The organism is Streptomyces sp. NPDC001513, assembly GCF_042894695.1.
In the GTDB taxonomy this organism is placed as follows: Bacteria; Actinomycetota; Actinomycetes; order Streptomycetales; family Streptomycetaceae; genus Streptomyces.
The window spans coordinates 43,569-68,852 of sequence record NZ_JBIAVU010000026.1 but is presented as its reverse complement, the minus strand read 5'-3'; the positions used below and the strand labels follow the sequence as shown (position 1 = coordinate 68,852).

Annotated in this window: 23 protein-coding genes and 1 riboswitch; of the genes, 18 read left to right on the top strand and 5 right to left on the bottom strand. The window is 71.7% G+C overall.

From position 1 onward, the window contains the following. Window positions 1-400 precede the first annotated feature (400 nt). The 3 genes from ACFYZ4_RS39085 to ACFYZ4_RS39075 all read right to left on the bottom strand — a co-directional run bounded on the left by ACFYZ4_RS39085 (window position 401) and on the right by ACFYZ4_RS39075 (window position 4,492). Window positions 401-1,132 carry an SDR family oxidoreductase gene (locus ACFYZ4_RS39085; protein WP_390786239.1) on the bottom strand — a complete coding sequence of 244 codons (732 nt, stop codon included), beginning with the start codon at window positions 1,130-1,132 and terminating at the stop codon, window positions 401-403. A gap of 55 nt (window positions 1,133-1,187) precedes the next feature. Next, window positions 1,188-2,072, bottom strand: coding sequence for an RNA polymerase sigma-70 factor (locus ACFYZ4_RS39080; RefSeq protein WP_384350667.1), 885 nt, complete (start codon window positions 2,070-2,072; stop codon window positions 1,188-1,190). A gap of 68 nt (window positions 2,073-2,140) precedes the next feature. Then, the gene (locus tag ACFYZ4_RS39075; RefSeq protein ID WP_390786238.1) at window positions 2,141-4,492 is read right to left on the bottom strand and encodes a chitinase C-terminal domain-containing protein; all 2,352 of its coding nucleotides are present in this window, start codon (window positions 4,490-4,492) and stop codon (window positions 2,141-2,143) included. A gap of 297 nt (window positions 4,493-4,789) precedes the next feature. Beyond that, a riboswitch (FMN riboswitch) is annotated at window positions 4,790-4,920 on the top strand. Between the two features lie 150 nt (window positions 4,921-5,070). Between ACFYZ4_RS39075 and ribD the strand changes: the two genes are divergently transcribed. From ribD to ACFYZ4_RS39020, 11 genes are all read left to right on the top strand, one after another. Beyond that, the gene (gene ribD / locus ACFYZ4_RS39070) at window positions 5,071-6,207 is read left to right on the top strand and encodes a bifunctional diaminohydroxyphosphoribosylaminopyrimidine deaminase/5-amino-6-(5-phosphoribosylamino)uracil reductase RibD (protein WP_390786237.1); all 1,137 of its coding nucleotides are present in this window, start codon (window positions 5,071-5,073) and stop codon (window positions 6,205-6,207) included. After that, a complete protein-coding gene (locus ACFYZ4_RS39065; protein WP_351299323.1) occupies window positions 6,208-6,837 on the top strand; it encodes a riboflavin synthase in 630 nt (209 codons plus the stop codon). Continuing rightward, a complete protein-coding gene (locus ACFYZ4_RS39060) occupies window positions 6,834-7,490 on the top strand; it encodes a nicotinamide riboside transporter PnuC (RefSeq protein ID WP_390786236.1) in 657 nt (218 codons plus the stop codon). Before ACFYZ4_RS39065 ends, ACFYZ4_RS39060 begins: the two co-directional genes overlap by 4 nt. Continuing rightward, window positions 7,487-8,776: a bifunctional 3,4-dihydroxy-2-butanone-4-phosphate synthase/GTP cyclohydrolase II gene (locus ACFYZ4_RS39055; protein WP_390786235.1), complete on the top strand. Its 1,290-nt coding sequence runs from the start codon at window positions 7,487-7,489 to the stop codon at window positions 8,774-8,776. Before ACFYZ4_RS39060 ends, ACFYZ4_RS39055 begins: the two co-directional genes overlap by 4 nt. A 51-nt stretch (window positions 8,777-8,827) precedes the next feature. Next, window positions 8,828-9,313, top strand: coding sequence for a 6,7-dimethyl-8-ribityllumazine synthase (gene ribH, locus ACFYZ4_RS39050; RefSeq protein WP_007262951.1), 486 nt, complete (start codon window positions 8,828-8,830; stop codon window positions 9,311-9,313). A 69-nt stretch (window positions 9,314-9,382) separates the two neighbouring features. Then, the gene (locus ACFYZ4_RS39045) at window positions 9,383-9,664 is read left to right on the top strand and encodes a phosphoribosyl-ATP diphosphatase (protein ID WP_351299314.1); all 282 of its coding nucleotides are present in this window, start codon (window positions 9,383-9,385) and stop codon (window positions 9,662-9,664) included. A gap of 58 nt (window positions 9,665-9,722) precedes the next feature. Beyond that, complete coding sequence (hisG, locus tag ACFYZ4_RS39040; RefSeq protein WP_351299311.1) at window positions 9,723-10,571, top strand: ATP phosphoribosyltransferase; 849 nt, start codon at window positions 9,723-9,725, stop codon at window positions 10,569-10,571. A gap of 44 nt (window positions 10,572-10,615) precedes the next feature. Continuing rightward, a complete protein-coding gene (locus tag ACFYZ4_RS39035; protein WP_351299308.1) occupies window positions 10,616-11,080 on the top strand; it encodes a PH domain-containing protein in 465 nt (154 codons plus the stop codon). Window positions 11,081-11,280: 200 nt separating this feature from the next. Next, window positions 11,281-12,711, top strand: coding sequence for a hemolysin family protein (locus tag ACFYZ4_RS39030; protein ID WP_351299305.1), 1,431 nt, complete (start codon window positions 11,281-11,283; stop codon window positions 12,709-12,711). Next, the gene (locus ACFYZ4_RS39025) at window positions 12,708-13,772 is read left to right on the top strand and encodes a hemolysin family protein (RefSeq protein ID WP_390786234.1); all 1,065 of its coding nucleotides are present in this window, start codon (window positions 12,708-12,710) and stop codon (window positions 13,770-13,772) included. The genes ACFYZ4_RS39030 and ACFYZ4_RS39025 overlap by 4 nt, the downstream gene beginning before the upstream one ends. A gap of 118 nt (window positions 13,773-13,890) precedes the next feature. Next, window positions 13,891-14,298 carry a hypothetical protein gene (locus tag ACFYZ4_RS39020; protein WP_390786233.1) on the top strand — a complete coding sequence of 136 codons (408 nt, stop codon included), beginning with the start codon at window positions 13,891-13,893 and terminating at the stop codon, window positions 14,296-14,298. A gap of 25 nt (window positions 14,299-14,323) precedes the next feature. On the opposite strand, the gene ACFYZ4_RS39015 is transcribed toward ACFYZ4_RS39020, so the two are convergent. Both ACFYZ4_RS39015 and ACFYZ4_RS39010 read right to left on the bottom strand, forming a co-directional pair. Continuing rightward, on the bottom strand, window positions 14,324-16,243 hold the full coding sequence (locus ACFYZ4_RS39015; protein WP_351299296.1) for an AAA family ATPase: 1,920 nt from the start codon (window positions 16,241-16,243) through the stop codon (window positions 14,324-14,326). A 389-nt stretch (window positions 16,244-16,632) separates the two neighbouring features. Continuing rightward, the gene (locus tag ACFYZ4_RS39010; RefSeq protein ID WP_390786232.1) at window positions 16,633-17,322 is read right to left on the bottom strand and encodes a uridine kinase; all 690 of its coding nucleotides are present in this window, start codon (window positions 17,320-17,322) and stop codon (window positions 16,633-16,635) included. A 122-nt stretch (window positions 17,323-17,444) separates the two neighbouring features. Between ACFYZ4_RS39010 and ACFYZ4_RS39005 the strand changes: the two genes are divergently transcribed. From ACFYZ4_RS39005 to ACFYZ4_RS38975, 7 genes are all read left to right on the top strand, one after another. Continuing rightward, the gene (locus tag ACFYZ4_RS39005; RefSeq protein ID WP_351299290.1) at window positions 17,445-18,815 is read left to right on the top strand and encodes a peptidase C39 family protein; all 1,371 of its coding nucleotides are present in this window, start codon (window positions 17,445-17,447) and stop codon (window positions 18,813-18,815) included. 161 nt (window positions 18,816-18,976) lie between these two features. Beyond that, on the top strand, window positions 18,977-19,411 hold the full coding sequence (locus ACFYZ4_RS39000; protein ID WP_351299287.1) for an SPW repeat protein: 435 nt from the start codon (window positions 18,977-18,979) through the stop codon (window positions 19,409-19,411). 132 nt (window positions 19,412-19,543) lie between these two features. Then, on the top strand, window positions 19,544-19,696 hold the full coding sequence (locus ACFYZ4_RS38995; protein WP_351299284.1) for an SCO1431 family membrane protein: 153 nt from the start codon (window positions 19,544-19,546) through the stop codon (window positions 19,694-19,696). 166 nt (window positions 19,697-19,862) lie between these two features. Continuing rightward, window positions 19,863-20,570: a TetR/AcrR family transcriptional regulator gene (locus ACFYZ4_RS38990; RefSeq protein WP_390786231.1), complete on the top strand. Its 708-nt coding sequence runs from the start codon at window positions 19,863-19,865 to the stop codon at window positions 20,568-20,570. Window positions 20,571-20,717: 147 nt separating this feature from the next. Further along, window positions 20,718-21,890 carry an acyl-CoA dehydrogenase family protein gene (locus ACFYZ4_RS38985; protein WP_351299281.1) on the top strand — a complete coding sequence of 391 codons (1,173 nt, stop codon included), beginning with the start codon at window positions 20,718-20,720 and terminating at the stop codon, window positions 21,888-21,890. 1,148 nt (window positions 21,891-23,038) lie between these two features. Beyond that, window positions 23,039-24,172, top strand: a complete 1,134-nt coding sequence (locus tag ACFYZ4_RS38980) for a hypothetical protein (RefSeq protein ID WP_390786230.1) — start codon at window positions 23,039-23,041, stop codon at window positions 24,170-24,172. Between the two features lie 17 nt (window positions 24,173-24,189). Next, window positions 24,190-25,281, top strand: a complete 1,092-nt coding sequence (locus ACFYZ4_RS38975) for a phosphotransferase family protein (RefSeq protein ID WP_351304062.1) — start codon at window positions 24,190-24,192, stop codon at window positions 25,279-25,281. Window positions 25,282-25,284: the final 3 nt, after the last annotated feature.

The following is a 25,284-nucleotide window of genomic DNA, read 5'->3' as shown; positions in this document are numbered from 1 at the left end:
AGTGCGTTCGGCGCCCTGCGGGGATCACCCCGACACACACCCGACCCCGGCCCAACCGGCCCGGCTGCGCCGATCCTTCAGCCCTGCCGCACCGATCCTTCAGCCCAGCCGCACCAACTCCAGCCTGGCTGCACCATTCGGCTTCGCCGCACACATTCAGCCCCTCCGGCGTTTGAGGAGCGGGTCCGGGCAGAGCCCGGCGGGGTCCGGGGCGGAGCCCCGATCTTTGAGCCGCGCCAGCCAATCCGGCCGCACTACCCCACCCGCTCACCGTCCAGCCCCGCCCGGACAGTCCGGCCTCGCCGCACCATTTCAGCCCCTCCGGCGTTTGAGGAGCGGGGTGCGAGGCGGAGCCCCGGGGCGGCGCCACGCCCGGCCCCGTCCCGACAGGCCGGTTCTGTTAGCGCCGCGCCAGGAAGTCCTCGAACGTGGCCTTGCCGACGGCGTGCGCCGGGGCCAGGTGCCCGCCGCGGCGAAAGGCGGCGGCGGCCTTGCCCGGGAGGCGGACCGGGAGGACCGGGCGGCGGCGGCCCGTGCCGCGGAGATACGCCCGGGCCAGGTCCGTCATGTCGCGCGACGCGGGGCCGCCCATGTCCGGCACCCGCCCCGCCGGCGGGGCGACCGCGAGCGCCGCCAGCCGGTCCGCGACCTCGTCGACCGAGATCGGCTGGTCCCGCGTCCCCGCGGGCACCAGCAGGACCGGCAGCTTCGCCATCGCCCGGAAGTAGCCGTGGACGAGGTCGTGGAACTGGGTGGTGCGCAGCACCGTCCAGCCCAGGCCCGACTCCTCCAGCATCCGCTCGACCTTGTGCTTGACCTGGTAGTACGAGTACGGCACCTGGTCCACGCCCACGATCGAGATGTAGACGAGGTGCCCGACCCCCGCCCGCCGGGCCGCCCCGATGAGGTGGCCCGCCGCCGTGTCGTCCCCGCCGCGCGGGCTGCTCGCGCAGTGCACGACCACTTCCGCCCCCGCCATCGCCGCGTCCAGCCCGGCGCCGTCCCGCAGGTCGACGGGGTGGTCCGGGGAGTGCCGGCTCAGGACGCGGACCTCGTGGCCCGCGTCCCGCAGCCGGGTGACGACCTGCGATCCGAGGGTTCCCGTGCCGCCGGTGACGAGGATGGTGCTCATGGTCCGTCCGTCCTTCCCTGGGGAAAAGCCTTCGCCAGCAAGGACCGGACAGCCCTCAGGAATGTGACAGCTGGCGCCGCAGGAATTCCAGCTTCTCCGGGTTCACGACCGCCTGCATCCCGCTGACCAGGCCGTTCTCGAACTCGATCAGCAGGACCGCCGCCTCCCCGAACAGCAGCGCGGGCGCCCCGTTTACCTCCGCGAAGGTGACCGGCAGACCCGCCACGTACTTGCCCAGCGCGCCCACCGCGAAGCGGGCCACCTTGTCGCGGCCCAGGATCGGCCGCCGCGCCGCGTTGACCACGCCGCCGCCGTCCGACACGTACCGCACGTCCGCCGTCAGCATGTCCTCCAGCCGGGACACGTCCCCGCTGCGCGCCGCCGACATGAAGGTGTCCACCAGGCCCTGCCACTGCGCGGGGTCGGGCCGGAAGCGCGGCCGCGGGGCCTCCACGCGCTGGGCCGCCCGCCGGTACAGCTGGCGGCAGTTGGCCTCGGAGAGGTCGAGGAGCCCGGCGATCTCCCGGTGGCCGTACGCGAAGGCCTCGCGCAGCACGTACACCGCCCGCTCCACCGGCGTGAGCTGCTCCAGCAGCACCAGCAGGGCCATGGACACGCTGTCCCGCTGCTCCGCCGACTCCAGCGGGCCGAGCGTCCCGTCCCCGGTGAGGACCGGCTCCGGCAGCCAGGGGCCGACGTACTCCTCGCGCCGGACCCGCGCCGAGGTGAGGTGGTTGAGGCACAGGTTCGTGACGACCTTGGCGAGCCAGGCCCCCGGGTTGCCGACGTCCCCGCGGTCCGCCGACGCCCAGCGCAGGTACGCGTCCTGCACGGTGTCCTCGGCTTCCGCGGCGGAGCCGAGCATGCGGTAGGCGATGCCGAACATCCGGGGCCGGTGTTCCTCGAAGACCGCGTCGGTCGCGGTGACATGGGTGCTCACCGGAACAGCGTAGGCACGGGCGAGGACCCGGTGGCCGCCGGGCCACCGGGTCCTCGGTCGGATCAGGGTCAGCAGGCGCCCTGGTCCTTCCAGACGCCCCATTCACCGGTGGTGCCGGGCTCCTCGTTCTGCGTCCACCACTGGGCCTTCCAGGTGTGGCCCTTGTGCGAGACGACGTTGCCGCTGTTGTAGACCGTGCCCGCCACGTACGCCGGGCCGGTACAGGTCCCGCCCGTCGGGGGAGGGGTGGTGGGCGGCGTGGTCGGGGGAGTGGTCGGCGGGGTCGTCGGCGGCTGGGTGCCGCCCGGTTCCGTCACCGTGGTGCCGCGCGCCAGGTCCCCGGCGAGGGCGTAGGTGGTGCCGGAGATGTTCACCGTCCAGTTGGAGGGCGTGGAGACCGGCAGGTAGTAGTTGAACGCCAGGTCGACCGAGGCGCCCGGGGCCAGCGTCTGCCAGGCCGGGAGCTTCAGGGAGACCCGCTGGAAGTCGCCCTTCAGGCCGCCGACGTTGTTCCCGGTGTGACCGCTGCTGATCACCTTCGTGCCGAAGCCCGACTGGTCGGAGGCGTTGTCCGGGGCCGAGGTCCCGTAGTCGAACCGGAACTCGGTGCCGCCGGGCAGCGTCGTGTTCGTGTTGTTGGTGATCTTGAGCTTCGGGGTGAGCGGGTAGTTGGAGTCGCCCAGCTTGAACTCGGTGAACTCCGTCTTGATGTTCACGGCCTGGGTGGGAAGCGCCGCGTCGGACTTCTTCGCGCCGTACGGCGAGGCCGACTTGAACTTCTGGTACATCGTGTCGGTGAGCGTGTCGCCCATCTCGTACTGGCCCTTGGCCGCGTTGTACGCGTAGTCGCCCGCGAGCTCCCAGACCATCGTGCCGCCGATGCCCTTGTTCACCACGTAGTCGGCCTTGGCGGCCACCGACTGCTCGTCCTCCGTGGAGAGGAAGACCTTCTTCTGCGCGTTCCACAGCCACGGTGCCACCAGGGTGGAGTCGTACTTGCGGACGTAGGTGCCGGTCAGCGTGGTGTTGGCCGGGAAGCCGTACTTGGTGACGTAGTCGCCGACGACCCCCTTCTCCAGGTTCTTGGCGTGCCACATCGGGTTGGAGCCCGCCGGGGACTCGACCCCGTTGGTGTCCTTGTCGTGCCACAGGTTGTCGATGCCGACCGCGCCGTCACCGCACTTGGTCAGGCCCGCGCCGGCCGGGCAGGTGGTCGCGGGGGCCTTGCCCCACAGGCCGTCGGTGCCGCCCTGCACGTTCTTGAAGCCGCGGGTGTAGTACGGCAGGCCGATGTTGATGCGACCGCCCGGCATCGAGCCGCGGAAGTAGTGGTACGCCCAGTCGGTGTTGAGGTAGCCGATGCCGCCGTACTGGGAGGTGGAGTACACGCCGGCGGCGGCGAGTTCGCCGTCCTTGCCGTCGTCGAAGAGCGAGGCGTTGGGGCCGACGTACTCGTTCCAGGCGCCGTGCAGGTCGTAGGACATGATGTTGACGTAGTCCAGGTACTTCTGGACCTGGAAGGTCTCCATGCCGCGCAGCAGGTAGCCGGAGGAGGGGGCGGCGACGGAGAGCAGGTAGTGCTTGCCGTCGGCGGCGCCCGCACGGTCGAGCTTCTCGCGCAGGGACTTCATCAGGGCCGCGTAGCCCTGGACCAGACCGGCGCGGCGGGCGTTGGCCAGCTGCCAGTCGAGCGGGTTGCCCGCGTCCTTCATGGTGGTCGGGTACTCGTAGTCGATGTCGACGCCGTTGAAGCCGTACTTGCGGACGAACTCGACGGAGGAGTCGGCGAAGGTGTCGATGCCGGCCTGGTTGACCGAGCCGTCGGCGTTCGTGGCCATCGAGTAGAAGCCGCCGGAGGCGACGCGGTTGCCGTCGTCGCCGAAGTAGCCGCCGGTCTCCGCCCAGCCGCCGACCGAGATCAGCGTCTTGACGTTCGGGTACTGCTTCTTGAATTTGGTCAGCTGATTGAAGTGGCCCTTGTAGGGGAGGGCCGGGTCCATCTCGGCGCCCGCGACGCCGGGCCAGGTCATCCCGGTGGCGGCGTTGTTCACGCTGTCCGAGCCGACCGAGATCTTGTTGTCGGCGCCCACGTGGGCGAAGGCGTAGTTCAGGTGGGTGACCTTGGACCACGGGATGTTGTGGGCGAGGTAGGCGGGGGTGCCGTCCTTGCCGGTGCGCCAGCCGGTGAAGTACCCGATGACGCGGCGCTGGTGGTCGGCGCCCATCTTCTCGCGGCCCTCGGAGTCGTAGACCGAGCAGTAGGGGACGTCGACGCCGGCCGTCTTGTACAGCCCGTCGGGGCGACACGACTCGTTGTCGGCGGCATGGGAGACGCCCGCCGAGAGCCCGCCCACCAGCAGTCCGGCGATCGCGGCGCCGGATGCCAGGAGCATCGCTCTCGTACGTGTGGGGGACAGCATGGTGCCTCCTGGGGAGGGGAGGATGCGGGACACAAGTGGACACAACGTGAAGCAACAGGACTGGTGCAGAAGCGTGTTGGCCCGTGACGTGCGCACATCTGACGGGCTGTTCCCGAGAAGATGAAGGGAACGTTAAGAGGACTAGACCACCCCGTCAATAGGTCTGGACCAACCCCGCGTCCACTTGGCCAGGTCCCGGCGGCGGTCACCCCCGGGTCACCCTCTGTGAGCCAGGCCACACCGCATCGTCTGCATGGTGGCGGATCACCCGTGGCAGACTGGCTGGAGTACCAGTAGCAGCGCACTCCGGGGTCGGTGTAATTCCGAACCGGCGGTTATAGTCCGCGACCCGTCCGCAGCCAGCGGCCGGTTGACCAGGTGAGATTCCTGGACCGACGGTTAAAGTCCGGATGGGAGGCAGTGCGCGGCGGGCCAGTCACGGGTACGCCGCCGTCGGCGGTTCATCGGCATATCCCTGCGGACATGCCCGATCGGACCGTTTTTTCGGCCTCGGCGTCCCCCTGTGAGCTGGACCGCTTCATCTGTCGTATCCCGACAGGCCCCGGAGTCCGTGCCCGATGAGGCAGGAGGACCCGGTGGCGACACACGCCGCGCACGCAGCACCCGCAACCGACGCGGGTGCCCGTGCCATGCGCCGAGCCGTCGAGCTCGCCGCCCGCGGACTCGGCTCCACCAGCCCCAACCCCGTCGTCGGCTGCGTCATCACCGACGCCTCCGGCACCGTCGTGGGCGAGGGCTGGCACGAACGGGCCGGCGGCCCGCACGCCGAGGTCAACGCCCTGCGCACCGCGGGCGACGCGGCCCGCGGCGGCACCGCCTACGTCACCCTCGAACCCTGCAACCACACCGGCCGTACGGGACCCTGCGCCCGCGCCCTCGTCGAGGCCGGCATCGCCCGCGTGGTCTACGCCGTCTCCGACCCGAACCCGCAGGCCAGCGGCGGCGCGGCCACCCTGCGCGCCGCCGGGATCGACACCGAGGCCGGGTTCCTGGAAGCCGAGGCCGAGGCCGGCAACACCGCCTGGCTGACCTCCGTACGGCTCGGCCGCCCCCACGTGACCTGGAAGTACGCCGCCACCCTCGACGGCCGCAGCGCCGCGGCCGACGGCACCAGCCGCTGGATCACCTCCGCCGAGTCCCGCGCCGACGTCCACCGGCTGCGCGCCGAGGCCGACGCCGTCCTGGTGGGCGGCGGCACCCTGCGCGCCGACGACCCCCACCTGGCCGTACGCGGCATCGACGGAGCCACCCAGCCCCTGCGCGTGGCCCTCGACACCCACGCCGGACTCCTGCCGTCCGCCCGCATCCTCGACGACTCCGCGCCCACGCTGCTGGTCGTCGCCGAGGACGCCGACACCCGCCACCTGCCCGGCATCGACCTGCTGCGGCTGCCCCCGCACGAGGGCCGGATCCCGATCCACCCGCTCCTGACGGAGCTGTACGCCCGAGGCGTGCGCTCCCTCCTCCTGGAGGGCGGCCCCACCCTGGCGGGCGCCTTCGTCGAGGCCGGAGCCGTCGACAGGGTCGTCGGCTACCTCGCCCCGGCCCTGCTCGGCGCCGGCCCCGCCGCCTTCGGCGACGCGGGCATCACGAACATCTCCCAGGCCGTCCGCCTCGACATCACCGAGGCCGTCCGCGTGGGCCCCGATCTGCGCATCACCGCCATCCCCACCACCGCCCCCAAGGAGCTCTGAGTGTTCACCGGAATCGTCGAAGAACTGGGCGAGGTCACCGCTGTCGAGCAGCTCGAGGAGGCCTCCCGCTTCCGGCTGCGCGGCCCCCTCGTCACCGAGGGCGCCAAGCACGGCGACTCCATCGCCGTCAACGGCGTCTGCCTGACCGTCGTGGAGACCGCCGACGGCGAGTTCACCGCCGACGTCATGCAGGAGACCCTGAACCGCTCCAGCCTCGGCGCCCTGACCACGGGCTCCCGGGTCAACCTGGAGCGCCCGATGGCCCTCGGCGGACGCCTCGGCGGCCACCTGGTCCAGGGGCACGTGGACGGCACCGGCGAGATCCTCTCCCGGACCCCCTCCGAGCACTGGGAGATCGTCAAGGTCGCCCTCCCGGAGAACCTCTCGCGGTACGTCGTCGACAAGGGCTCCATCACCGTCGACGGCGTCAGCCTCACCGTGGTCGAAGCCGCCGCCGACTGGTTCACCATCAGCCTCATCCCCACCACCCTCGCCCTGACCACGCTCGGCACCAAGCAGGCCGGCGACCCGGTCAACCTGGAGGTCGACGTCCTCGCGAAGTACGTCGAACGCCTCCTGGCCGCCGGCGTGGACCCGCTGCACGCGAATCCGACGGGAGACGGCCGGTGACCGCCCTGACCTGGCTCAACGCCGAGGCCTTCACCGTCTTCGGCCAGAAGGTCATCTGGTCCGACATGATCGGCAACCTGATGGGCCTGGCCGCCCTCGCCCTCGGCTGGCGCCGCTCCATATGGACCTGGCCCGCCCAGCTCCTCTCCGGCCTGATCCTCATCGCCGCCTACGCCTCCGCCCACCTCGCCGGCGGCGTCGGCAAGCAGCTCCTCGTCATCGGCGTGGCCGCCTGGGGCTGGCGCGCCTGGCAGCTCGGCCGCCAGAAGGCCCAGGACGGCTCCATCGCGGTACGCACCGCCACCTGGAAGGAGCGCGCTCTGCTCCTCGCCGGGGCGGCGCTCGGCACCCTCGCCGTCGGCGGCCTGTTCACGCTCTACCCGGACCTGTCCTGGAGCCCGTGGGCCGACGCGTACATCTTCGTCGGCACCATCGTCGCGATGGTCGCCCAGGCCCGCGGCCTCGTCGAGTTCTGGATCGCCTGGCTCCTCGTCGACCTGGTCGGCGTCCCCCTCGCCTTCAACGGCGGCCTGGCCTTCTCCGGCCTCGTCTACGTCGTGTACTTCGCCCTCGTCGTCTGGGGCGCCTACGACTGGTACCAGCGCTCGCGCACCACCACCCCCGCCCCGGCCCTGGAAGGAGCAACGGCATGACCAGCCTCAAGCCCGTGCCCGAGATCCCCGAAGAGACCTTCCTCCTCGACCCCGTCGAGCAGGCCATCCGCGACATCGCGGCGGGCCGGCCGGTCGTCGTGGTCGACGACGAGGACCGCGAGAACGAGGGCGACCTCGTCATCGCCGCCGAGAAGGCCACCCCGGAGATCATCGCCTTCATGATGAGCGAGTGCCGCGGCCTGATCTGCGCCCCCATGGAGGGCCCCGAGCTCGACCGGCTCGAACTCCCCCAGATGGTCCAGAACAACACCGAGTCGATGAAGACCGCCTTCACCGTCTCCGTCGACGCGAGCGCCGCCCACGGCGTCTCCACCGGCATCTCCGCCGCCGACCGCGCCACCACCCTGCGGCTCCTCGCCGACGGGGTCTCCGGCCCCGGCGACTTCGTCCGCCCCGGCCACGTCTTCCCGCTGCGCGCCAAGCCCGGCGGCGTCCTGGTCCGCAACGGCCACACCGAGGCCGCCGTCGACCTGGCCCGCCTCGCGGGCCTGCGCCCGGCCGGTGCCATCGTGGAGATCGCCGGCGAGGACGGCGTCATGCTGCGCCTGCCCGAGCTGATCCCCTTCGCCCGCAAGCACGGCCTGACGATCATCTCCATCGAGGACCTGATCGCCTACCGCCGCTCCGCCGAGCCCACCGTGCGCCGCGAGGCCGAGGTCAGCCTGCCGACCGCCTTCGGCGCCTTCACCGCCTACGGCTACCGCTCCACCGTCGACGGCGTCGAGCACGTCGCCCTCGTCCACGGCGAGATCGGCGACGGCAGCGACCTCCTGGTCCGCATGCACTCCGAATGCCTGACCGGCGACATCTTCGCCTCCCAGCGCTGCGACTGCGGCCCCCAGCTGCACGCCTCCATGGAGCGGATCAGGACCGAGGGCCGCGGGGTCGTCGTCTACCTGCGCGGCCACGAGGGCCGCGGCATCGGGCTGCTGTCCAAGCTGCGCGCGTACGAACTCCAGGAGCGCGGCCGCGACACCCTCGACGCCAACCTGGAGCTGGGCCTGCCCGCCGACGCCCGCGACTACGCCGCCGGCGCGCAGATCCTCGCCGACCTCGGTGCGCACACCGTCCGGCTGCTCACCAACAACCCCGACAAGTCCGCCGCCCTCGTCCGACACGGCATCGAGGTCACCAGCCGGGAGGCCATGCCGGTCGAGGCCGGCGAGCACAATCTGCGGTACCTGCGCACCAAGCGGGACCGGATGGGCCACGACCTGCCCTGGCTGGACGGGGCCGTGACCACGTCCGCCTGCGGCAACCAGTAAGCACGCACCACCACCCGTACGTACATCCACGAAGCACCGAGGAGCAGAGCTGTGAGCGGCAAGGGCGCACCCGAACTGAGCGTGAAGAACTGCGGAGACCTGCGAGTGGCCGTGATCGCGGCCCAGTGGCACGAGAAGGTCATGGACGGACTGGTCGACGGAGCCCTGCGGGCCCTGCACGAGCTGGGCATCGACGAGCCCACCCTGCTCCGCGTCCCCGGCAGCTTCGAGCTGCCGGTCGTGGCGAAGGTACTGGCCGGCCGTGGATACGATGCCATCGTCGCCCTCGGCGTGGTCATCCGCGGCGGCACCCCGCACTTCGACTACGTCTGCCAGGGCGTCACCCAGGGCCTGGTGCAGGTGTCGATCGACACCGGAGTCCCCGTCGGCTTCGGCGTACTGACCTGCGACAACGACGAGCAGGCGCTGGACCGCGCCGGACTCGAAGGGTCGAACGAGGACAAGGGGCACGAAGCGGTCACCGCCGCCGTCTCCACCGCCATGACCCTGCGGACCGTCAGCGAACCCTGGCGCTAGTCCGGCAGCAGTCCAAGGAGTGAACCCCGGCACGGGGACACCCGGGTGAGCCCGTACCCTAAGGACATCATGGCGAACAAACCCTCCAAGAGCTTCGAAGACCTCTTCACCGAGCTCCAGCTCAAGGCCGCCAACGGCGACCCCAGCACCTCCCGTACCGCCGAGCTCGTCCACCAGGGCGTCCATGCCATCGGCAAGAAGGTCGTCGAGGAGGCCGCCGAGGTCTGGATGGCCGCCGAGTACGAGGGCAAGGAAGCCGCCGCCGAGGAGATCTCCCAGCTGCTGTACCACGTCCAGGTGATGATGGTGGCGCGCGGGATCTCCCTCGACGACGTCTACGCGCACCTCTGAGCTCCGGCCCGTACACCCACCCGTAAGCACGCACCACCCACGCATCAAAGGAAGCCCCATGCTGCGCATCGCCGTCCCCAACAAGGGTTCTCTCTCCGGACCGGCGTCGGCGATGCTCCATGAGGCCGGCTACCGGATGCGCAAGGAGTCCAAGGAGCTCGTGGTCGTCGACCCCGAGAACGAGGTGGAGTTCTTCTACCTCCGTCCCAAGGACATCGCGATCTACGTCTCCTCGGGCAAGCTCGACATCGGCATCACCGGCCGGGACCTGCTGCTCGACTCCGGCGCCAGCGCCGAGGAGATCCTGCCGCTGAACTTCGGCCGGTCCACCTTCCGCTACGCCACCACCCCCGGCACCGCGCAGGGCCCCGAGGACTTCAACGGGATGACGATCGCGACCTCGTACGAGGGAATCGTCGCCAAGCACCTCGCCGAGAAGGGCATCGACGCCTCCGTCGTCCACCTCGACGGCGCGGTCGAGACCGCCATCCAGCTCGGCGTCGCCCAGATCATCGCGGACGTCGTCGAGACCGGCACCAGCCTGCGCAACGCGGGCCTGGAGGTCATCGGCGAGCCGATCCTCACCTCCGAGGCCGTCGTCATCCGCGGCAACGGCGCCGACGCCGACGACCCGCAGGTCCAGCAGTTCCTGCGCCGCCTCCAGGGCGTCCTGGTCGCCCGCAGCTACGTGATGATGGACTACGACTGCCGCGCCGAGCACCTGGAGCGCGCGGTCGCCCTCACCCCGGGCCTGGAGTCGCCGACCGTCTCCCCGCTGCACAACGAAGGCTGGGTCGCGGTCCGCGCCATGGTCCCGGCCAAGGAGGCCCAGCGGATCATGGACGACCTGTACGAGCTCGGCGCGCGCGCGATCCTCACCACGTCGATCCACGCCTGCCGGCTCTGACCCGTCCCACCCGCACCACCACCGCAGAAGGCATCCGAACCACCATGGCCGAGTCCGCCGCCCAGCCCCGAACCCCCGCCCTGCCGGTCACCTTCCGGCCGAACCGGACCCGGGCCGTCCTGCTGGGCGTCGGGGCCGCCATGTTCGTGACCATCGGATCGATCTCCTTCCTCCTGGAGAACCTCAGCACGGGGGAGCGGATCAGCTTCCTGTTCACCGCCGTCCTGCTGAGCTCCGTCCTCGTCCTGCTCAGCCGCCCCAAGGTGGTCGCGGACGAGGCCGGCGTCACCGTCGTCAACATCACCACCACCCGCCGGCTGGAGTGGCCGCAGATCCTGCGCGTCAACCTCCGCCCCGGCGACCCGTGGGTGTTCCTGGACCTCAACGACGGCACCAGCCTGCCCGTCCTCGGCATCCAGCCGGGCATCGCCAGGCAGCAGGCGATCGGCGACGCCCGCGCCCTGCGCGCGCTCGCCGAAAGCCGCGGAACCGGTGCGAACGACCACTGAGCCCACCGATCCTCGTCGCTGCGTACCGTTGCGGCCGGGATCTCAATGACTACTCTGGTGGCGGGGCGCAGCTGTGCGCCCTCCCACCGGCCCCGGGACCCCGAGGCCCGCGGGCACCTGCGACTTGAGGAGTGACTCCCTCCAGCAATGGACGGATCGTCCGGTAGTACCCGCGCCGCCCTCCCTCCGGAGGCGGCGGCATGACCATTCCGCTACTCCTGCTCGCGGCGGCATTCGCCCTGATCCTCGCCAACGGTTTCTTCGTGGCAGCCGAATTCGGCCTCGTCACCGTGGAGAGACCCGAGGCCGAGCGCGCCGCAGCCGACGGTGACCGCCGTGCCCGCACGGTGGTCGAAGCCCTGAAGGAGCTCTCCTTCCAGCTCTCGGGCACCCAGCTCGGCATCACCATCACCTCCCTCGTGGTCGGCATGCTCGCCGAACCCGCCCTCGCCGCACTGCTGGCCGGGCCGATCGGCGCCACCGGCCTGCCCAAGGGAGCCGTCCCCGGCGTCGCCGTCGTCATCGGCATGCTGCTCGCCTCCGCCGTCCAGATGGTCGTCGGCGAGCTCGTCCCGAAGAACTGGGCGGTCTCCCGGCCGCTCCAGGTCGCCCGTTTCGTCGCCGGCCCCCAGAACGCCTTCTCCCGCGCCTTCCGGCCGGTCATCGCCGGCCTCAACGCCGTCGCCAACCGGCTCGTCCGGGCGCTCGGCGTGGAGCCGACCGACGAGATGGCCTCCGCCCGGACCCCCGGCGAACTGGTCTCCCTGGTCCGCCATTCGGCCCAGGCCGGCGCCCTCGAACAGGACACCGCCGACCTCTTCGTACGGACCCTCTCGCTGGGCGAGCTCACGGCCCAGCACGTCATGACCCCCCGGGTGAAGGTCAGCGCCCTGATGCACACGGCCACCGCGGCCGACGTGCTCAACCTGACCCGTGCCACGGGCCTGTCCCGCTTCCCGGTCTACCGCGACCGCATCGACGAGGTCACCGGCGTGGTCCACCTCAAGGACGCCCTCGCCGTGCCCGAGTCCGAGCGCGACCGCACCACCGTGAGCCGGATCTGCGTCGCCCCGCTGCTGGTGCCCGGCTCCCTGCCGGTGCAGCCGCTGCTGGAACGGTTGCGCAGCGAACAGCCGATGGCCGTGGTCGTCGACGAGTACGGCGGCACCGCCGGCGTGGTCACCCTGGAGGACATCGTCGAGGAACTCGTCGGCGAGGTCCGCGACGAACACGACCTCGCCGAGGACGAGAGCCCCGAACTGGCCGCCGTACCGGCCGAGGACGGCAGCCCCTCCTGGGAGGCCGACGGCAGCTGCCGGGTGCAGACCCTGCGCCGGATAGGCCTGGAGGTGCCGGAAGGCCCGTACGAGACCGTCGCCGGCCTCGTCGCCGACCTGCTCGGCCGGATCCCCGCCCCCGGGGACCGCGCCGACCTCCCCGGCTGGAAGCTGTCCGTCCGCCAGGTCGGCCGCAACCGCGCCGAGCGCGTGCGCCTGGTCCGGCTGACGGCGGTGCCCGCGGCCGGCCCGTACCGGCCCGCCTCCGCCGCCGAAGGAGCCGCCCTGCTCGGCTCCGGTCGCCACGGCGAAGCCGTCCCGCAGCGGGCCGAGCTGGAAGGCGCCTCCCGATGAACGCGCTCCAGCTCCTCTTCGCCCTGCTGCTGGTCCTCGCCAACGGCTTCTTCGTCGGCGCCGAGTTCGCACTCGTCTCCGTACGGCGCAGCCAGATCGAGCCCCTCGCGGCCGAGTCCGCCCGGGCCCGCCAGGTGCTCCACGGCCTGGAGAACCTGCCCCGCATGATGGCCGCCGCACAGTTCGGCATCACCATCTGCTCCCTCACCCTCGGTGCGGTCGCCGAGCCCACCGTGGCCCGGCTGCTGGAGCCCGTCTTCCACGCCGTCCACGTACCGCAGGGCCTGATCCACCCCCTCGGCTACGCCTTCGCGCTCGCCGCCGTGATCTTCCTGCACCTGGTCATCGGCGAGATGGTCCCCAAGAACCTCGCCATGGCCGCCCCCGAGAAGACCGCCCTGTGGTTCAGCCCCGGCCTGGTCGCCTTCGCCCGTCTGTGCGGGCCGGTCACCACCGCGCTCGGGGCCTGCGCCAAGCTCGTCCTGAAGCTCTTCAAGGTCGAACCCAAGGACGAGGTCGAGGCCGTCTACACCTCCGCCCAGCTGGGCCGCCTCCTCAAGGACTCCCGGCAGGCCGGGCTCCTGGAGCCGGTCGAGCAGGAGCGGCTGGAGGACGCACTGGAACTGGGCAGCCGCCCCGTCACCGACGTCCTCCTCGACCGGGACCGCCTGGTCACGGTCGGCCCCGACGTGACCCCGCGCCAGATCGAGCAGCTCACCGTGCGCACCGGCTACTCCCGCTTTCCCGTCCGCGCCGCCAGCGGCGCCTTCATGGGCTACCTGCACGTCAAGGACGTACTGGACCTGGAGGACCGGAACCGGGCCGTGCCCCAGCGGGTCTGGCGCCGGATGACCACGCTGTGCGCCACCGTCCCGCTGGACGACGCCCTCGGCGTCATGCGCCGCGACGCCACCCACCTGGCGCAGGTCGCCGACCCGGGCGGCCGGGTCCTGGGCCTGGTCGCCCTGGAGGACGTCCTGGAAATGCTGGTCGGCGAGGTCCGTGACCCGTCCCACCGCGTCCTGGCGGGCCGTCCGGGACTCCGCCCGGAAGGACACTGACCGCTTGACCGCTTGACCGCTCGACCCGTCGCCGAACCCGCCGTCCCGCGGCGGGTTCGGCCGGTTGGGCGGCCGGGTACCGGGGCAGGACTGACCGTACGCGGGAGGGGGCGGTCGGATGTCCGGGGAGCGGGGCGAGACGGCCGCCAGGATGGTGGTCCTGCTGAGCGAGGACCCGGACGTGGCGTCCCCGGTGGCGCGCCGGCTCCGCGCGCTGCTGCGCGAGCGGTTGCCGGAACAGGACCTGGCCTTCCTGGCCGCCTTCGAGCGTGACCCCTCCGTACCGGAAGCGGCCGACGGGCTCACGGCGGCGCTCCTAGACCTGACCGAGGCGGATCCGGCGTTCGCGGCGGAGGCCGACGCCCTGCTGCGGGGCGACCTCGGCAGCCCGGAGGACGCGGCCTGGGCCGCGCGCAGCGGCGGCCCCCTGCTCTCCGTCCTCTGGTTCGCGATCCCCCTGCTCGTCCTCTGGCTGGTCTTCAACGCCATCGCGGCCTTCTCCGGAACACCCCCGGACATGCCGTAAGGGAGGGCGGCGCCGGCCGCCCGGCTCACAGCGGCGGCGGCTCCGGCCGTTCCTGCGGCCCGCGCCCCGACAGGACCTCCCCGTACGCCTGCATCAGATCCGGCAGCCGCAGCGTCGCGAGGTCGTCCCGCGACGGCTCCCCCGCGAAGCCCGCCAGCCGCAGATCCCGGTACGCGCAGCTCTTCTCGTACAGCGTCCGCAGGAACCGCCCGTTGCCGAGCTCGTCGATCCAGCCCTGCTCCACCACGTGCCCGCTGATGCTCCGCAGTTCCTCCAGAGCCTCCTCGTCCCAGTGGTCCCCGTTCGCGTCCGCCAGCACCCCGCCGATCGCGGTCAGCTCCAGCGGCCGGTAGCTGGGGAAGTCCACCCGGGTGGTGAACCGCGAGGACAGCCCCGGATTGGCCGCCAGCAGCCGGTCCATCCCGGCCGGATAGCCCGCCAGGATCACCACCAGGTGGTCCCGGTTGTCCTCGGCCCGTTTGAGCAGCACCTGCAGGGCCTCGTCGCCGTACGCGTCGCCCTTGCTGTAGCCCGAGTTGGACAGCGAGTACGCCTCGTCCACGAACAGCACCCCGCCGATCGCCGAATCGATCAGCTCGTTCGCCTTCACCGCGGTCTGGCCCAGGAACTCACCGACCAGATCGGCCCGTTGGGCCTCGACGAGATGGTCCCCGCCGAGCAGCCCCAGCGCGTAGAAGACCCGGCCGAGGATCCGCGCCACGGTGGTCTTGCCGGTGCCCGAGGGGCCGGAGAAGACGAAGTGGCGTTTCGGCGGCTGCACCGGCAGCCCCTGGCCCGCCCTCAGCCGTGCCATGTGCAGCTGCGCCGAGAGCGCCTTCACCTGCCGTTTGACCGGTTCCAGGCCCACCATCCGCTCCAGCTCCGCGAGCGCCTCGGCGAGCGCCACCGGGTCGGAGGGCCCGGCCGGCAGTCCCTCGGGCGCGCCCTGCGGCGGGACGGGCACCTTGCGCCGCGCGCCCTCCACCCGGCCCGCCGGGGGTGTCGGAGGAGGCAGCGGGTCGGGCTCGGCCTGGTTGTCGGCCGCGATGTCCTGGACGGGCCCGCCGCCGAGCGCGACCGCCGCGAAGTCCCCGCCGACGGGGGAGGGGCCGTGCCCGGCGTAGCCCCCGTACCCGGCGTACCCCGCCAGGCCCGCCAGATCGGCCATGCCGTCGGTGTCGTCGCCGTCCTCGATGGCCGTCAGCCGGGCCGCGGTGTCCATGAACGAGGGATCCACCCGGTGCACCGCCCGGTACAGCGGCAGCGCCGCCGCACTGCGCCCGGTGCCCTCGTGCGCCCGCGCCAGCCAGTACCGCAGCTCCTTGCGCTGCGGCTGCTCGCTGCGACATCGCATCAGCGCCGCCGACAGCATCGGCTCCGCCTGCCCGTACATCTCCAGCCGGACCCGGGCCATCCCGCCGAACAGGCCCGCCTCGATCCCCAGCAGCGGATCGTTCACCAGCGGCTCGGTGTGCCGGACCAGCTGCTCCCAGTCCTTGACCAGGTAGGCCCGGCAGGCGTGCAGGAACCGCACCTGCGCGTCGGTGTCCACCGGCGGCAGCGCCGCGAGGGCCTGGTCCAGCTCGGGCACGTGGCGGCCGTCCAGCCAGTGCGAGGCGTGGGCGAGCAGCAGGTCCCGCCGGCTCTCCAGCACCGGCTGCACCCACCAGCCCAGCCAGTACCAGGAGTTCAGCGTCCTCCGGTGCCGGGCCCGCTGTTCTCCGAAGCGGTCCCGGTGCGCGTACATCCTGAGTAACGCGTTGCCGGTGTCCACCCGCAGCGCGTGCAGCCCCAGCCAGGCGTCGGCCATCGAGGGATCGAGTCGTACGGCCGCCCGGAACTCCTCCTCGGCCTGCGGATACGCGCCCATGGTGCAGGCGTCGACTCCGCGCAGCCAGGCGAGTTCGGCCGGGGCGTGCATGCTGCCCGGCGTGCCGAAATCCATCACTTCCCCCACAAGCCTGCCCCCGTGGTGCGCGGCAACCCCCGCTTCGAGCGCGCGAGTTGCCCATTGCGCCGATGAAATCAGGGCTGCATCGTACCTGCGGTTTCGCACCTTACGTAGGGCGCGACAGGCCGGGTTCGTGCGTGCGCCCCAAGAGCACCCGGTGACTCAGGGTGAAGAACCGGGGCGGATTCGCCGGGCGTGACGCCCACGCGGAGGGATGTACGGAGGGATGTGCGGGCAGAACGAAGCCCCCGATCACGGGGGAACAATCGGGGGCTTCGTGTCCGCGGCAGCCGGTAAAGGCGCGCATTCAGAACGTAAGGCCGGTGCGGGCCCCAGGTCAAGCAGGTCGGTGGAGGCCCGGCGGAGAGGATTTCCAGGCCGGCTCAGGCCCGGGGGAGTTCGTCACCCTCGGTCACGGAAGCGGTGAATCCCACCGTCGCTCCGGTCCCGGAAGACCACTCGTATCCCGTACCGCTCTGGCGTACCAGGGTGTCGGCGAAGGGGCGCGAAGGATCATTGGAGAAGTGCGCGCGCTCCGCGCGCTCCCATCCGTCCCAGAAGTCGGAAAGTTCACGCCCGTCCCGGTTTCGCCCCCGCATCCAGGACTGAGCACGCGGCGTCTCCATCCACAGCAGCCGCGCCAGATACGGGCGCAGCGCCCGCCGCCCGGCCCCGACCCCCTCGATCAGCAGCACCGGCGCCGGCTCCAGCACCCGCTCCGGCCCGAAGCGGCGCTCCACCCAGTCGTACGGGGCCCAGTGTGCGGGCCGCCCCGCGGCGAGCGGCTCCAGCACCTGCGCGCGCAGCCGCTCCTCCCAGCCGAACAGCTCCTCGTGGCTGGCCACGTCGTCCAGGTGCAGCACGGGAGCAGCCTGCGGGGGGTGTCCCAGCGGGGGGTGTCCCGGCGCGTGTCCCGATCGGGGGTGCCCCAGCGCTTCGGCGAGCCGCGCCGCGAAGGTGCTCTTGCCGGATCCGGCATGCCCGTCGATCCCGATCAGGCGCACCGGGCCGAGGGAGGGCGGCAACGCGGCAAGCTCCCGTGCGAGTGACTCAAGTGACTGCTGTGGCTCCACCCGACCAGCGTAGACAAGCCCGACACGACCCCTCGCTTCGGCGTCCGGCCGCCGGGAACTGGAAGGGTGAAGCCACCGAAGCGCCGACCCAGCGCCGACCCACCCCCTGGGGGAACCTCGCGATGACAGCATCCACGCCACGCAGGGCCGTACTCGTCGCCGCGCTCGCGGTCGCCACCGCGGCCACCGCCACCGCCGCGATCCCCGGCGGCAACGCCTCGGCGGCCTCCCGGCCGACCCCGCGGGCATCGGGCCGCACCGTCGACAACCGCTTCTGGTACTCCCTCGCCCACTGGCTGGCCGGTACCCACCGCGGCACCACCGCCGTCGCCGGAGCCCGCCCCGGCCTGGAGATCAAGACCGCCGCCGGCCGCACCGAGTACGCCGACCCGCACACCGGGAAGAAGAGCGTCTGGGAGTACGCCACCTGGACCTCCCCGGTGCACCGCTCCACCGTGCCCGCCACCGAGGCGATCGCCTCCTGGAACGCCCGCACCCCGGCCGGCACCTGGATCCAGATCGAACTGCGCGGCACCTACACCGACGGCACCGCCACCCCCTGGTACGTGATGGGGCGATGGGCCTCCGGCGACCACGACATCCGCCGCACCTCCGTGGACGGCCAGACCGACGGGAAGTCCACCGTCTGGACCGACACCCTCGCCGTCGACGCCCCGGCCGCGGCCGCCGGGCTGCGGATCAGGGACTGGCAGCTGCGCCTGACCCTGTACCGCAAGCCGGGCGCGGGCCGCGGCCCCACCGTGTGGCTGGCGGGCGCCATGGTCTCCGACGTCCCGGACCGGTTCACCGTCCCCGCCTCCGCCCCCTCCGGCCGTGCCCACGAGCTGAAGGTCCCGCGCTACTCGCAGGAGACCCACGCGGGGCAGTACCCCGAGTACGACAACGGGGGCGAGGCCTGGTGCAGCCCCACCTCCTCGCAGATGATCATCGAGTACTGGGGCGGCAAGGCCAGCGCCACCGCCCTGACCTGGGTCAACCCGAGGTACTCCGACCCGCAGATCTGCCACGCGGCCCGCTCCACCTACGACGCCGCCTACAAGGGCTGCGGCAACTGGCCCTTCAACGCGGCGTACGCGGCCACCTACCGCGGGCTCGGCGGCGTGGTCACCCGGCTCACCTCCCTGACCGACCTGGAGACCCTGGTCGCGGCCGGGATTCCGGCCATCACCTCGCAGTCCTTCCGCCCGGAGGAACTCACCGGCGCGGGCTACGGCACCGCGGGCCACCTGATGACCGTCATCGGCTTCACCGCCGCCGGGGACGTGATCGCCAACGACCCCAACTCGGCCGACAACCCCTCCGTCCGCCGCGTCTACAAGCGCGCCGAATGGGAGACGATCTGGCTGCGGACCAAGCGTCACGGCACCGCCGGCAAGGTCGCCTCGGGCAGCGGAGGCATCTGCTACCTCTACGTGCCGGCGGCCCCGGCCGCGGCCCAGGTGGCGGCGCTGACGGCGGTCGGCGTGTTCTGAGCAGGTGTTCGGGGTGCTCTGGGCACGCTCGGAGCAGGTTCGGAGCAAGTCCGGAGCAAGTTCTGGGCAAGTTCTGGGCAAGCTGGGCTGGTCCGAATGGCTTAACGGGCGGAATATGGGCATAAAAGGCACATAAGGCTTCTCGTAGGAGGCAGCCCGCCATGACCACTCATCCCAGCAGTATCGAGCACCACCCGGACCTTGCCGAGATGCGCACTCGGTTCGAGCGGGTGACCAGCACCCCTGCCGCGCAGGCCGTTGAGGCACTGGCCTTGATCACGGGCCTGTACCTGGCGGCTTCGCCGTGGATAGCCGGGTTCAGCGTCCTGACCCCGTTGGCCATCAACAACCTGATCACCGGCCTGGCGTTCTGCCTGTGCATGGGTGGTCTGGGATCCGCTTACGAACGCACCCACGCGATGGCCTGGACGGCCGTCGCGCTCGGCGCGTGGACGATCATCGCGCCGTGGGTCATCGCCGGAGAGATGGACACGACGCGCACGGTGGTCAACAACGTGATCACCGGAGCCGTCGCCCTCTGCCTCGGCCTCGCGATGGCGGCCATGGCGGGCCGCAACCGCGACACCCGCATCTGACGACCGTCCGGTCAGGCCGCCGGGCCCCCACCGCTCCCGAAGGCGTGGTGGGGGCCCGGCGGTGTGATGCGCGCCACCACGTGACCATCGTCATCTACCGCGAAGGCCGCGAACGCTGGCACATTGGACATCATGACTGCCGACAGCGCCACCCCGACCGCCCCCGCCCTGGACCTCGTCCGCACCGGCGGCCCCAAGGAAGACTCCTCCTGGCTGGAGCACGTCCTCGGCTGGACCCTCGTGGTCGTCGTCGCCATGTTCGTCACCCAGGTCGGCTGGCTGTAGCCCGCTCCGGGGATGGCGAGGCCTCCAGCCTCAGGACGCGCCGACGGAGTGCTGCCATACTTCGGGCACGTCGGGCACGTCGGGCGGTTCGAGGCTGGGGCTGAATTTGCATAGTGGTCAACAGCGCGGCGCGACCGAGCGATCGCAGGTGCGCCGGGCCGAACTCATGGCAACCGGGCGCAAGTTGTTCGCCGACACCTCCTATGACGCCCTCTCCATGGACGACATAGCGAAGCACGCCGGCGTCGCCAAGGGCTTGATCTACTACTACTTCAAGAGCAAGCGCGGCTATTACCTCGCCATCGTCGAGGAGTCGGTCGCCGAGCTCGTCGCCCGCGCCGGCGGCGAGACGGACCTCCCGAACGCGGAGCGCGTCCGCCGCACCGTCGACGGGTACCTGCACTACGCCGAGCACCACCGCGCGGCCTACCGCACCATCGTCACCGGCGGCGTCGGCTCCGACGCCGAGGTGCTCGCCATCCGCGACGCCGTCCGGGAGGAGCTGGTCGCCACCATCGCCGAAGGCGCGTACGGGCACCGCTCGCTCCCGCCGATCGCCCGGCTCGCCCTCGTCGGCTGGCTCTCCGCGGTGGAGGGGATCACCCTGGAATGGATCGGCGGGCTCGGGGACGACGGGGGTGACGGTGACGGCGGTGGATCCGCGGTCGGTGGATCCGCGGTCGGGGGGCGGCCCGATGGTGCCGAGCTGGGGGGCCGGCCTGATCGTGCCGAGCTCGGGGCTCTGCTGGTGCGCCAGCTGCGCGCGACGCTGACGGTGATCGAGGAGTTCGTCCCGGAGTGTCCGGCACCTCCCGCTACCGAAGGACCGTTCGGTCAGCGTGATGATCTTGCCCCGGTGACGGGAAGCTCCTGATCGGGCATACTCAAGCCGCCGCAGCCGCTGAACAGCCCATTCCGTGATCCGGGAGGGCAGTATCGGCTGTGAGAGCACCGAGACCCGGCGTCGCGTCCCACACCTCACGCGTCGTCGCCGTGCCCGACCAGGGAGGAGAGCGCCGCCATGACAGACCGCGCCCCGCAGCCGGTGGACCGTCAGCTGCCCACCGAGGAGTCCCGCGACCTCCTCGCGCTCGTACGCGAGATCGCCCAGCGGGAGATCCGCCCCAGGGCCGCCGAGGAAGAGGACTCGGGGAAGTTCCCCCGCGAGGTCTTCACCCTGCTGTCCGAGGCGGGCCTGCTCGGCCTCCCGTACCCCGGCGAATTCGGCGGCGGCGAGCAGCCGTACGAGGTGTACCTCCAGGTCCTGGAGGAGCTGGCCGCGGCCCGCCTGACCGTCGGCCTCGGTGTCAGCGTGCACTCCCTGGCCTGTCACGGCCTCGCCGGCTACGGCACCAAGGAGCAGCAGGGCGCGCACCTGCCCGCGATGCTCGGCGGCGGCCTGCTGGGCGCCTACTGCCTTTCCGAGCCGGCCGCCGGCTCCGACGCCGCCTCGCTCACCACCAAGGCGGTGCGGGACGGTGACGACTGGATCATCACCGGCACCAAGGCCTGGATCACCCACGGTGGAGTCGCCGACTTCTACACGGTCCTGGCACGGACGGGCGTCGAGGGCCCCAAGGGCATCACCGCCTTCCTGGTCCCCGGCGACGCGGAGGGCCTCACGGCGGCCGTGCCCGAGAAGAAGATGGGCATGAAGGGCTCGCCCACCGCCCAGCTGCACTTCGACGGCGTACGGGTGCCGGACGCGCGCCGCATCGGCGAGGAGGGCCAGGGCTTCACCATCGCGCTGGCCGCGCTGGACGCGGGGCGTCTGGGCATCGCCGCGTGCGCCATCGGCGTCGCGCAGGCGGCGCTGGACGAGGCGCTGACGTACGCGCTGGACCGCAAGCAGTTCGGGCACCCGATCGCCGACTTCCAGGGGCTGCGCTTCATGCTGGCCGACATGGCCACCAAGATCGAGGCGGGCCGGGCGCTGTACCTCGCGGCGGCGCGGCTGCGGGACGCGGGCAAGCCGTTCTCCCGGCAGGCGGCGATGGCCAAGCTGTTCTGCACGGACGCGGCGATGGCCGTCACCACGGACGCCGTGCAGGTCCTCGGCGGGTACGGCTACACCGCGGACTTCCCCGTCGAGCGCCTGATGCGCGAGGCGAAGGTACTCCAGATCGTGGAGGGCACCAACCAGATCCAGCGCATGGTCATCGCCCGGCACCTGGCGGGGCCGGAGACCCGCTGACCGGAGTGCGGAGCAGCCCTGGGGGCGGGGCGGGCTGGCCGGCTAGTACAGCCCGCTGCTGGTCGTGGGCCAGACCGGGGAGGACGTGAGCCGGGACCACTCCGGGTCGCGGCGTCCGGGCAGCGTGCGGCCGGCATCGGCCCACCGGGCGAGCAGATCGCGGTAGATGGGCGGGTCCGGCGTCTGCTGTTGTGGCTCGCGTTGGTCGCGGGGGTCGCGGGGCTCGCGCAGGTCCCGTTGATCACGCTGGTCGCGGTGATGCTGAACCGATTCTTCGAAACCCGGCGGCGTCGGCCGACGCCTTCGGCCGGTTGAAGCCTGAAGCATGGTCATGCACGGCCAACGCGGGAGCGAAGGGCCGGGTAATCGCCCCCGGGGTGCGGGTATCCGTTCGAGCCGTCCCCGGGGGGTGGGGGTGGGGGTTTCCCGTCAGTCTCATCGTCCTTCCGTGGCGGTCCGGTCCCTCAAGGGCGCTCCTTCGTCGCGTCGCTACGCGATGGCCTACGGCCACCCTTGACCGACCGGCCCGCCACGGAAAACCGAAGACAGCCGAGAAACCCCCAAAGGAACGGGCCGGGCGGGACCTCCACAACGGCCCCGTCGCAGAGGTGCGGGCGGGTTCCGCCGCGCACCCGATCGCTACGCGGTCCCGCACGTCTTAGCGTCTGTCGGCCGTCTTGGGCTGGACATAAGCCGCCACCGATCGCTACGTGCTCCCGCACGTCTCAGCGTCTGCTGGTCGTGCTGGGGTGGGCATGAGCCGCCACCGATGGCTACGTGCTCCCGCACGTCTTAGCGTCTGCTGGTCGCCCTGGGGTGGGCATGAGCCGCCGCGATCCGTTACGCGCTTCGCGCCTCTTGGTGCTCCTCTGCGCCGGCCGCCGGCCGATCCAGCCTCGCCGGCGATTGAGGCGCGGGGGTGCGGGGGCGGAGCCCCCAGCTGCCGGCCTCGGCTTCGGCTGCCGGCCTCGGCTTCGGCTGCCGGCCTCGGCGACAGCCTGGGGGCGTGGTTCCGTTACCGATTTGGCGGCGGCGTGGTGTGCCGGTGTGTCAGGACGTGCCAGAAGGGTGGTCCCCGGCAGGGTTTCTGACGTACCGTCATATCCGCCTGAGCCGCCCCCCGAAGCCCGCCGTCCAGGAGGTCCGCCATGTCCGTCGACCGGCCCGTCGCCCTCGACGAGTACCCCATCCACCAGGCCCCCTTGTCGATGAAGCACCTCGTCAGCGGCGACCGCAACGCCTACGACCGCTGCATCTTCCACGTCTTCGACCACGCGGGCCGCGCCGTCCTCATCCTCGGCCTCGGCGTGTACCCCAACGCCGGGGTCATCGACGCCTACGCCACCCTCCGCATCGGCGACGAGCTCCTCGCCGTCCGGGCCTCCGACGCCCTCACCGACGATCGGATGAACCTGTCCGTGGGGCCGCTATCCATCACCGTCGACGTGCCGCTCAAGCGGCTCACGCTCCGCTGCGCGGCGGACCCGGAGGATCCGGACGGGCTCTCGTACGACGTCACCTGGACCGCCGAGTTCCCCGCCGTGTGGGAGCCCCACCACATCCAGCGGCGCGGCGACCGCCTCATGCTGGAGGGGCGCCGATTCGTCCAGGCCGGGGGCGTGAGCGGGGTCATCCGGGCGAAGGGGGAGGAGTTCGTCCTCACGCCGGGGGAGTGGACCGGCACCCGTGACCGGAGTTGGGGGGTGCGGCCGATACCCGGTGAGGACGGGGGGCGGGCGGCTGAGGAGTACCGGCCCGAGGGGTTTCACTGGCTCTGGATCCCGGTTCGCTTCGAGGACCGCTTCGTCATGGTCATCGCGCAGGAGGACGCCGACGGGCACCGCACCCTCAACGAGGCCGTGCAGGTCTTCCCCGAGGGCAGCGGCCGCCATGACGTGCAGCTCGGCTGGCCGCACACCGAGATCCGTTACCGGCCGGGCGGTCGGCATCCCGAGCGGGCGGTCGTGCATCTGAGTGATCCGTCCCGTAAGCCCCTCGAGCTCGGGGTGGAGATCCTGAACTCCTCGCCGCTGGCCGTCGGCGCCGGCTACCCGCCCGCCGGCGACTGGCAGCACGGCACCTGGCAGGGGCGCGGCTGGACAGACCGTCGTACCTACGACCTGTCCGACCCCGCGGCCCACCCCATGGCCGCCTTCGGGGTGACCGACCACTCGGCCCGCTTCACCCTCGACGGGCAGATCGGGCACGGCATCTTCGAGCACGGCAGCTTCGGGCGCCACGACCCGAGCGGGTTCACCGACTACTCCTCCGTCGCCCAGTAGCGGGAAGGGGCTCATTCATGGCCATCGCACCACGTCCGCGTACCTCCACCCGGGAGCCCGAAGAGCTCGGCCGGCGGCTCGCCGCCTGGCTCGACGGCAGGCTTCCCGGCGCGAAGGTCACCGGCGTTTCCGTTCCCGGATCCAACGGGATGTCCAGCGAGACCCTGCTCTTCGACATAGAGCACCCCGACACCCCGGTCCGCGCCTGCGCGCTGAGGCTCGCCGCCGACCCGGCCGCCTACACCGTCTTCCCGACGTACGACATGCCGCGCCAGCACCGGGTGATGCGTCTGGTCGCCGAGCACACGGACCTGCCCGTCCCGCGGGTGCAGTGGCTGGAGGAGGATCCGGGGCCGCTGGGGGCGCCGTTCTTCGTGATGGCCCGCGCCGAGGGACGTGTCCCGCCCGATGTGATGCCCTATACCTACGAGGGCAACTGGCTGCACGCCGCCACCGACGCCGAGCGCGCCGTCCTGCAGGAGGCGAGCATCTCGCTGCTGGCCCGCCTGCACGAACAGTTCCCGGCCGAGGAGGCCGAGTTCCTCCTCCCGGACGGTGTGGGCACGCCCCTGCGCCGGCACGTGGATGGCCAACGCGCCTACTACGCCTGGGTGGTGGGCGGACTCGCCCCGTCCCCGCTCATCGAGCGGGCCTTCGCCCGCCTGGAGGAGCTGTGGCCGGCGGACGAGGGCCCCGCGGTCCTCAACTGGGGCGACGCCCGCATCGGCAACGTCATCTACGACGGCTTCACGCCGGTCGCCGTCCTGGACTGGGAGATGGCCGCCTACGCCCCGCGCGAGGTGGACCTGGGCTGGAGCATCTACCTGCACTGCTTCTTCCAGGACCTGACGGTGAGCTTCGGACAGCCCGGCCTCCCGGACTTCCTGCGCCGGGAGGACCTGGAGCGCCGGTACGCCGAACTCACCGGGCACACCCCGCGGGACATGGAGTTCCACACCCTCTACGCGGCCCTGCGGCACGCCATCGTGATGCTGCGCATCGCCTACCGGCAGGCGCACTTCGGGGAGGTCGAGATCCCGGCGGACCCGGACAGCCTGATCCTGCACCACGCCAGCCTGGCCGCCATGGTGCAGGGAACGTACTGGTAGGGG

What these genes read in the sequence shown, in the direction of transcription:
- ACFYZ4_RS39085 (WP_390786239.1), bottom strand. Translation starts at nt 1,132, where the DNA reads ATGAGCACCATCCTCGTCACCGGCGGCACGGGAACCCTCGGATCGCAG.
- ACFYZ4_RS39075 (WP_390786238.1), bottom strand. Translation starts at nt 4,492, where the DNA reads ATGCTGTCCCCCACACGTACGAGAGCGATGCTCCTGGCATCCGGCGCC.
- ribD (WP_390786237.1), top strand. Translation starts at nt 5,071, where the DNA reads ATGAGGCAGGAGGACCCGGTGGCGACACACGCCGCGCACGCAGCACCC.
- ACFYZ4_RS39055 (WP_390786235.1), top strand. Translation starts at nt 7,487, where the DNA reads ATGACCAGCCTCAAGCCCGTGCCCGAGATCCCCGAAGAGACCTTCCTC.
- ACFYZ4_RS39045 (WP_351299314.1), top strand. Translation starts at nt 9,383, where the DNA reads ATGGCGAACAAACCCTCCAAGAGCTTCGAAGACCTCTTCACCGAGCTC.
- hisG (WP_351299311.1), top strand. Translation starts at nt 9,723, where the DNA reads ATGCTGCGCATCGCCGTCCCCAACAAGGGTTCTCTCTCCGGACCGGCG.
- ACFYZ4_RS39035 (WP_351299308.1), top strand. Translation starts at nt 10,616, where the DNA reads ATGGCCGAGTCCGCCGCCCAGCCCCGAACCCCCGCCCTGCCGGTCACC.
- ACFYZ4_RS39030 (WP_351299305.1), top strand. Translation starts at nt 11,281, where the DNA reads ATGACCATTCCGCTACTCCTGCTCGCGGCGGCATTCGCCCTGATCCTC.
- ACFYZ4_RS39025 (WP_390786234.1), top strand. Translation starts at nt 12,708, where the DNA reads ATGAACGCGCTCCAGCTCCTCTTCGCCCTGCTGCTGGTCCTCGCCAAC.
- ACFYZ4_RS39020 (WP_390786233.1), top strand. Translation starts at nt 13,891, where the DNA reads ATGTCCGGGGAGCGGGGCGAGACGGCCGCCAGGATGGTGGTCCTGCTG.
- ACFYZ4_RS39015 (WP_351299296.1), bottom strand. Translation starts at nt 16,243, where the DNA reads ATGGATTTCGGCACGCCGGGCAGCATGCACGCCCCGGCCGAACTCGCC.
- ACFYZ4_RS39005 (WP_351299290.1), top strand. Translation starts at nt 17,445, where the DNA reads ATGACAGCATCCACGCCACGCAGGGCCGTACTCGTCGCCGCGCTCGCG.
- ACFYZ4_RS39000 (WP_351299287.1), top strand. Translation starts at nt 18,977, where the DNA reads ATGACCACTCATCCCAGCAGTATCGAGCACCACCCGGACCTTGCCGAG.
- ACFYZ4_RS38995 (WP_351299284.1), top strand. Translation starts at nt 19,544, where the DNA reads ATGACTGCCGACAGCGCCACCCCGACCGCCCCCGCCCTGGACCTCGTC.
- ACFYZ4_RS38990 (WP_390786231.1), top strand. Translation starts at nt 19,863, where the DNA reads ATGGCAACCGGGCGCAAGTTGTTCGCCGACACCTCCTATGACGCCCTC.
- ACFYZ4_RS38985 (WP_351299281.1), top strand. Translation starts at nt 20,718, where the DNA reads ATGACAGACCGCGCCCCGCAGCCGGTGGACCGTCAGCTGCCCACCGAG.
- ACFYZ4_RS38980 (WP_390786230.1), top strand. Translation starts at nt 23,039, where the DNA reads ATGTCCGTCGACCGGCCCGTCGCCCTCGACGAGTACCCCATCCACCAG.
- ACFYZ4_RS38975 (WP_351304062.1), top strand. Translation starts at nt 24,190, where the DNA reads ATGGCCATCGCACCACGTCCGCGTACCTCCACCCGGGAGCCCGAAGAG.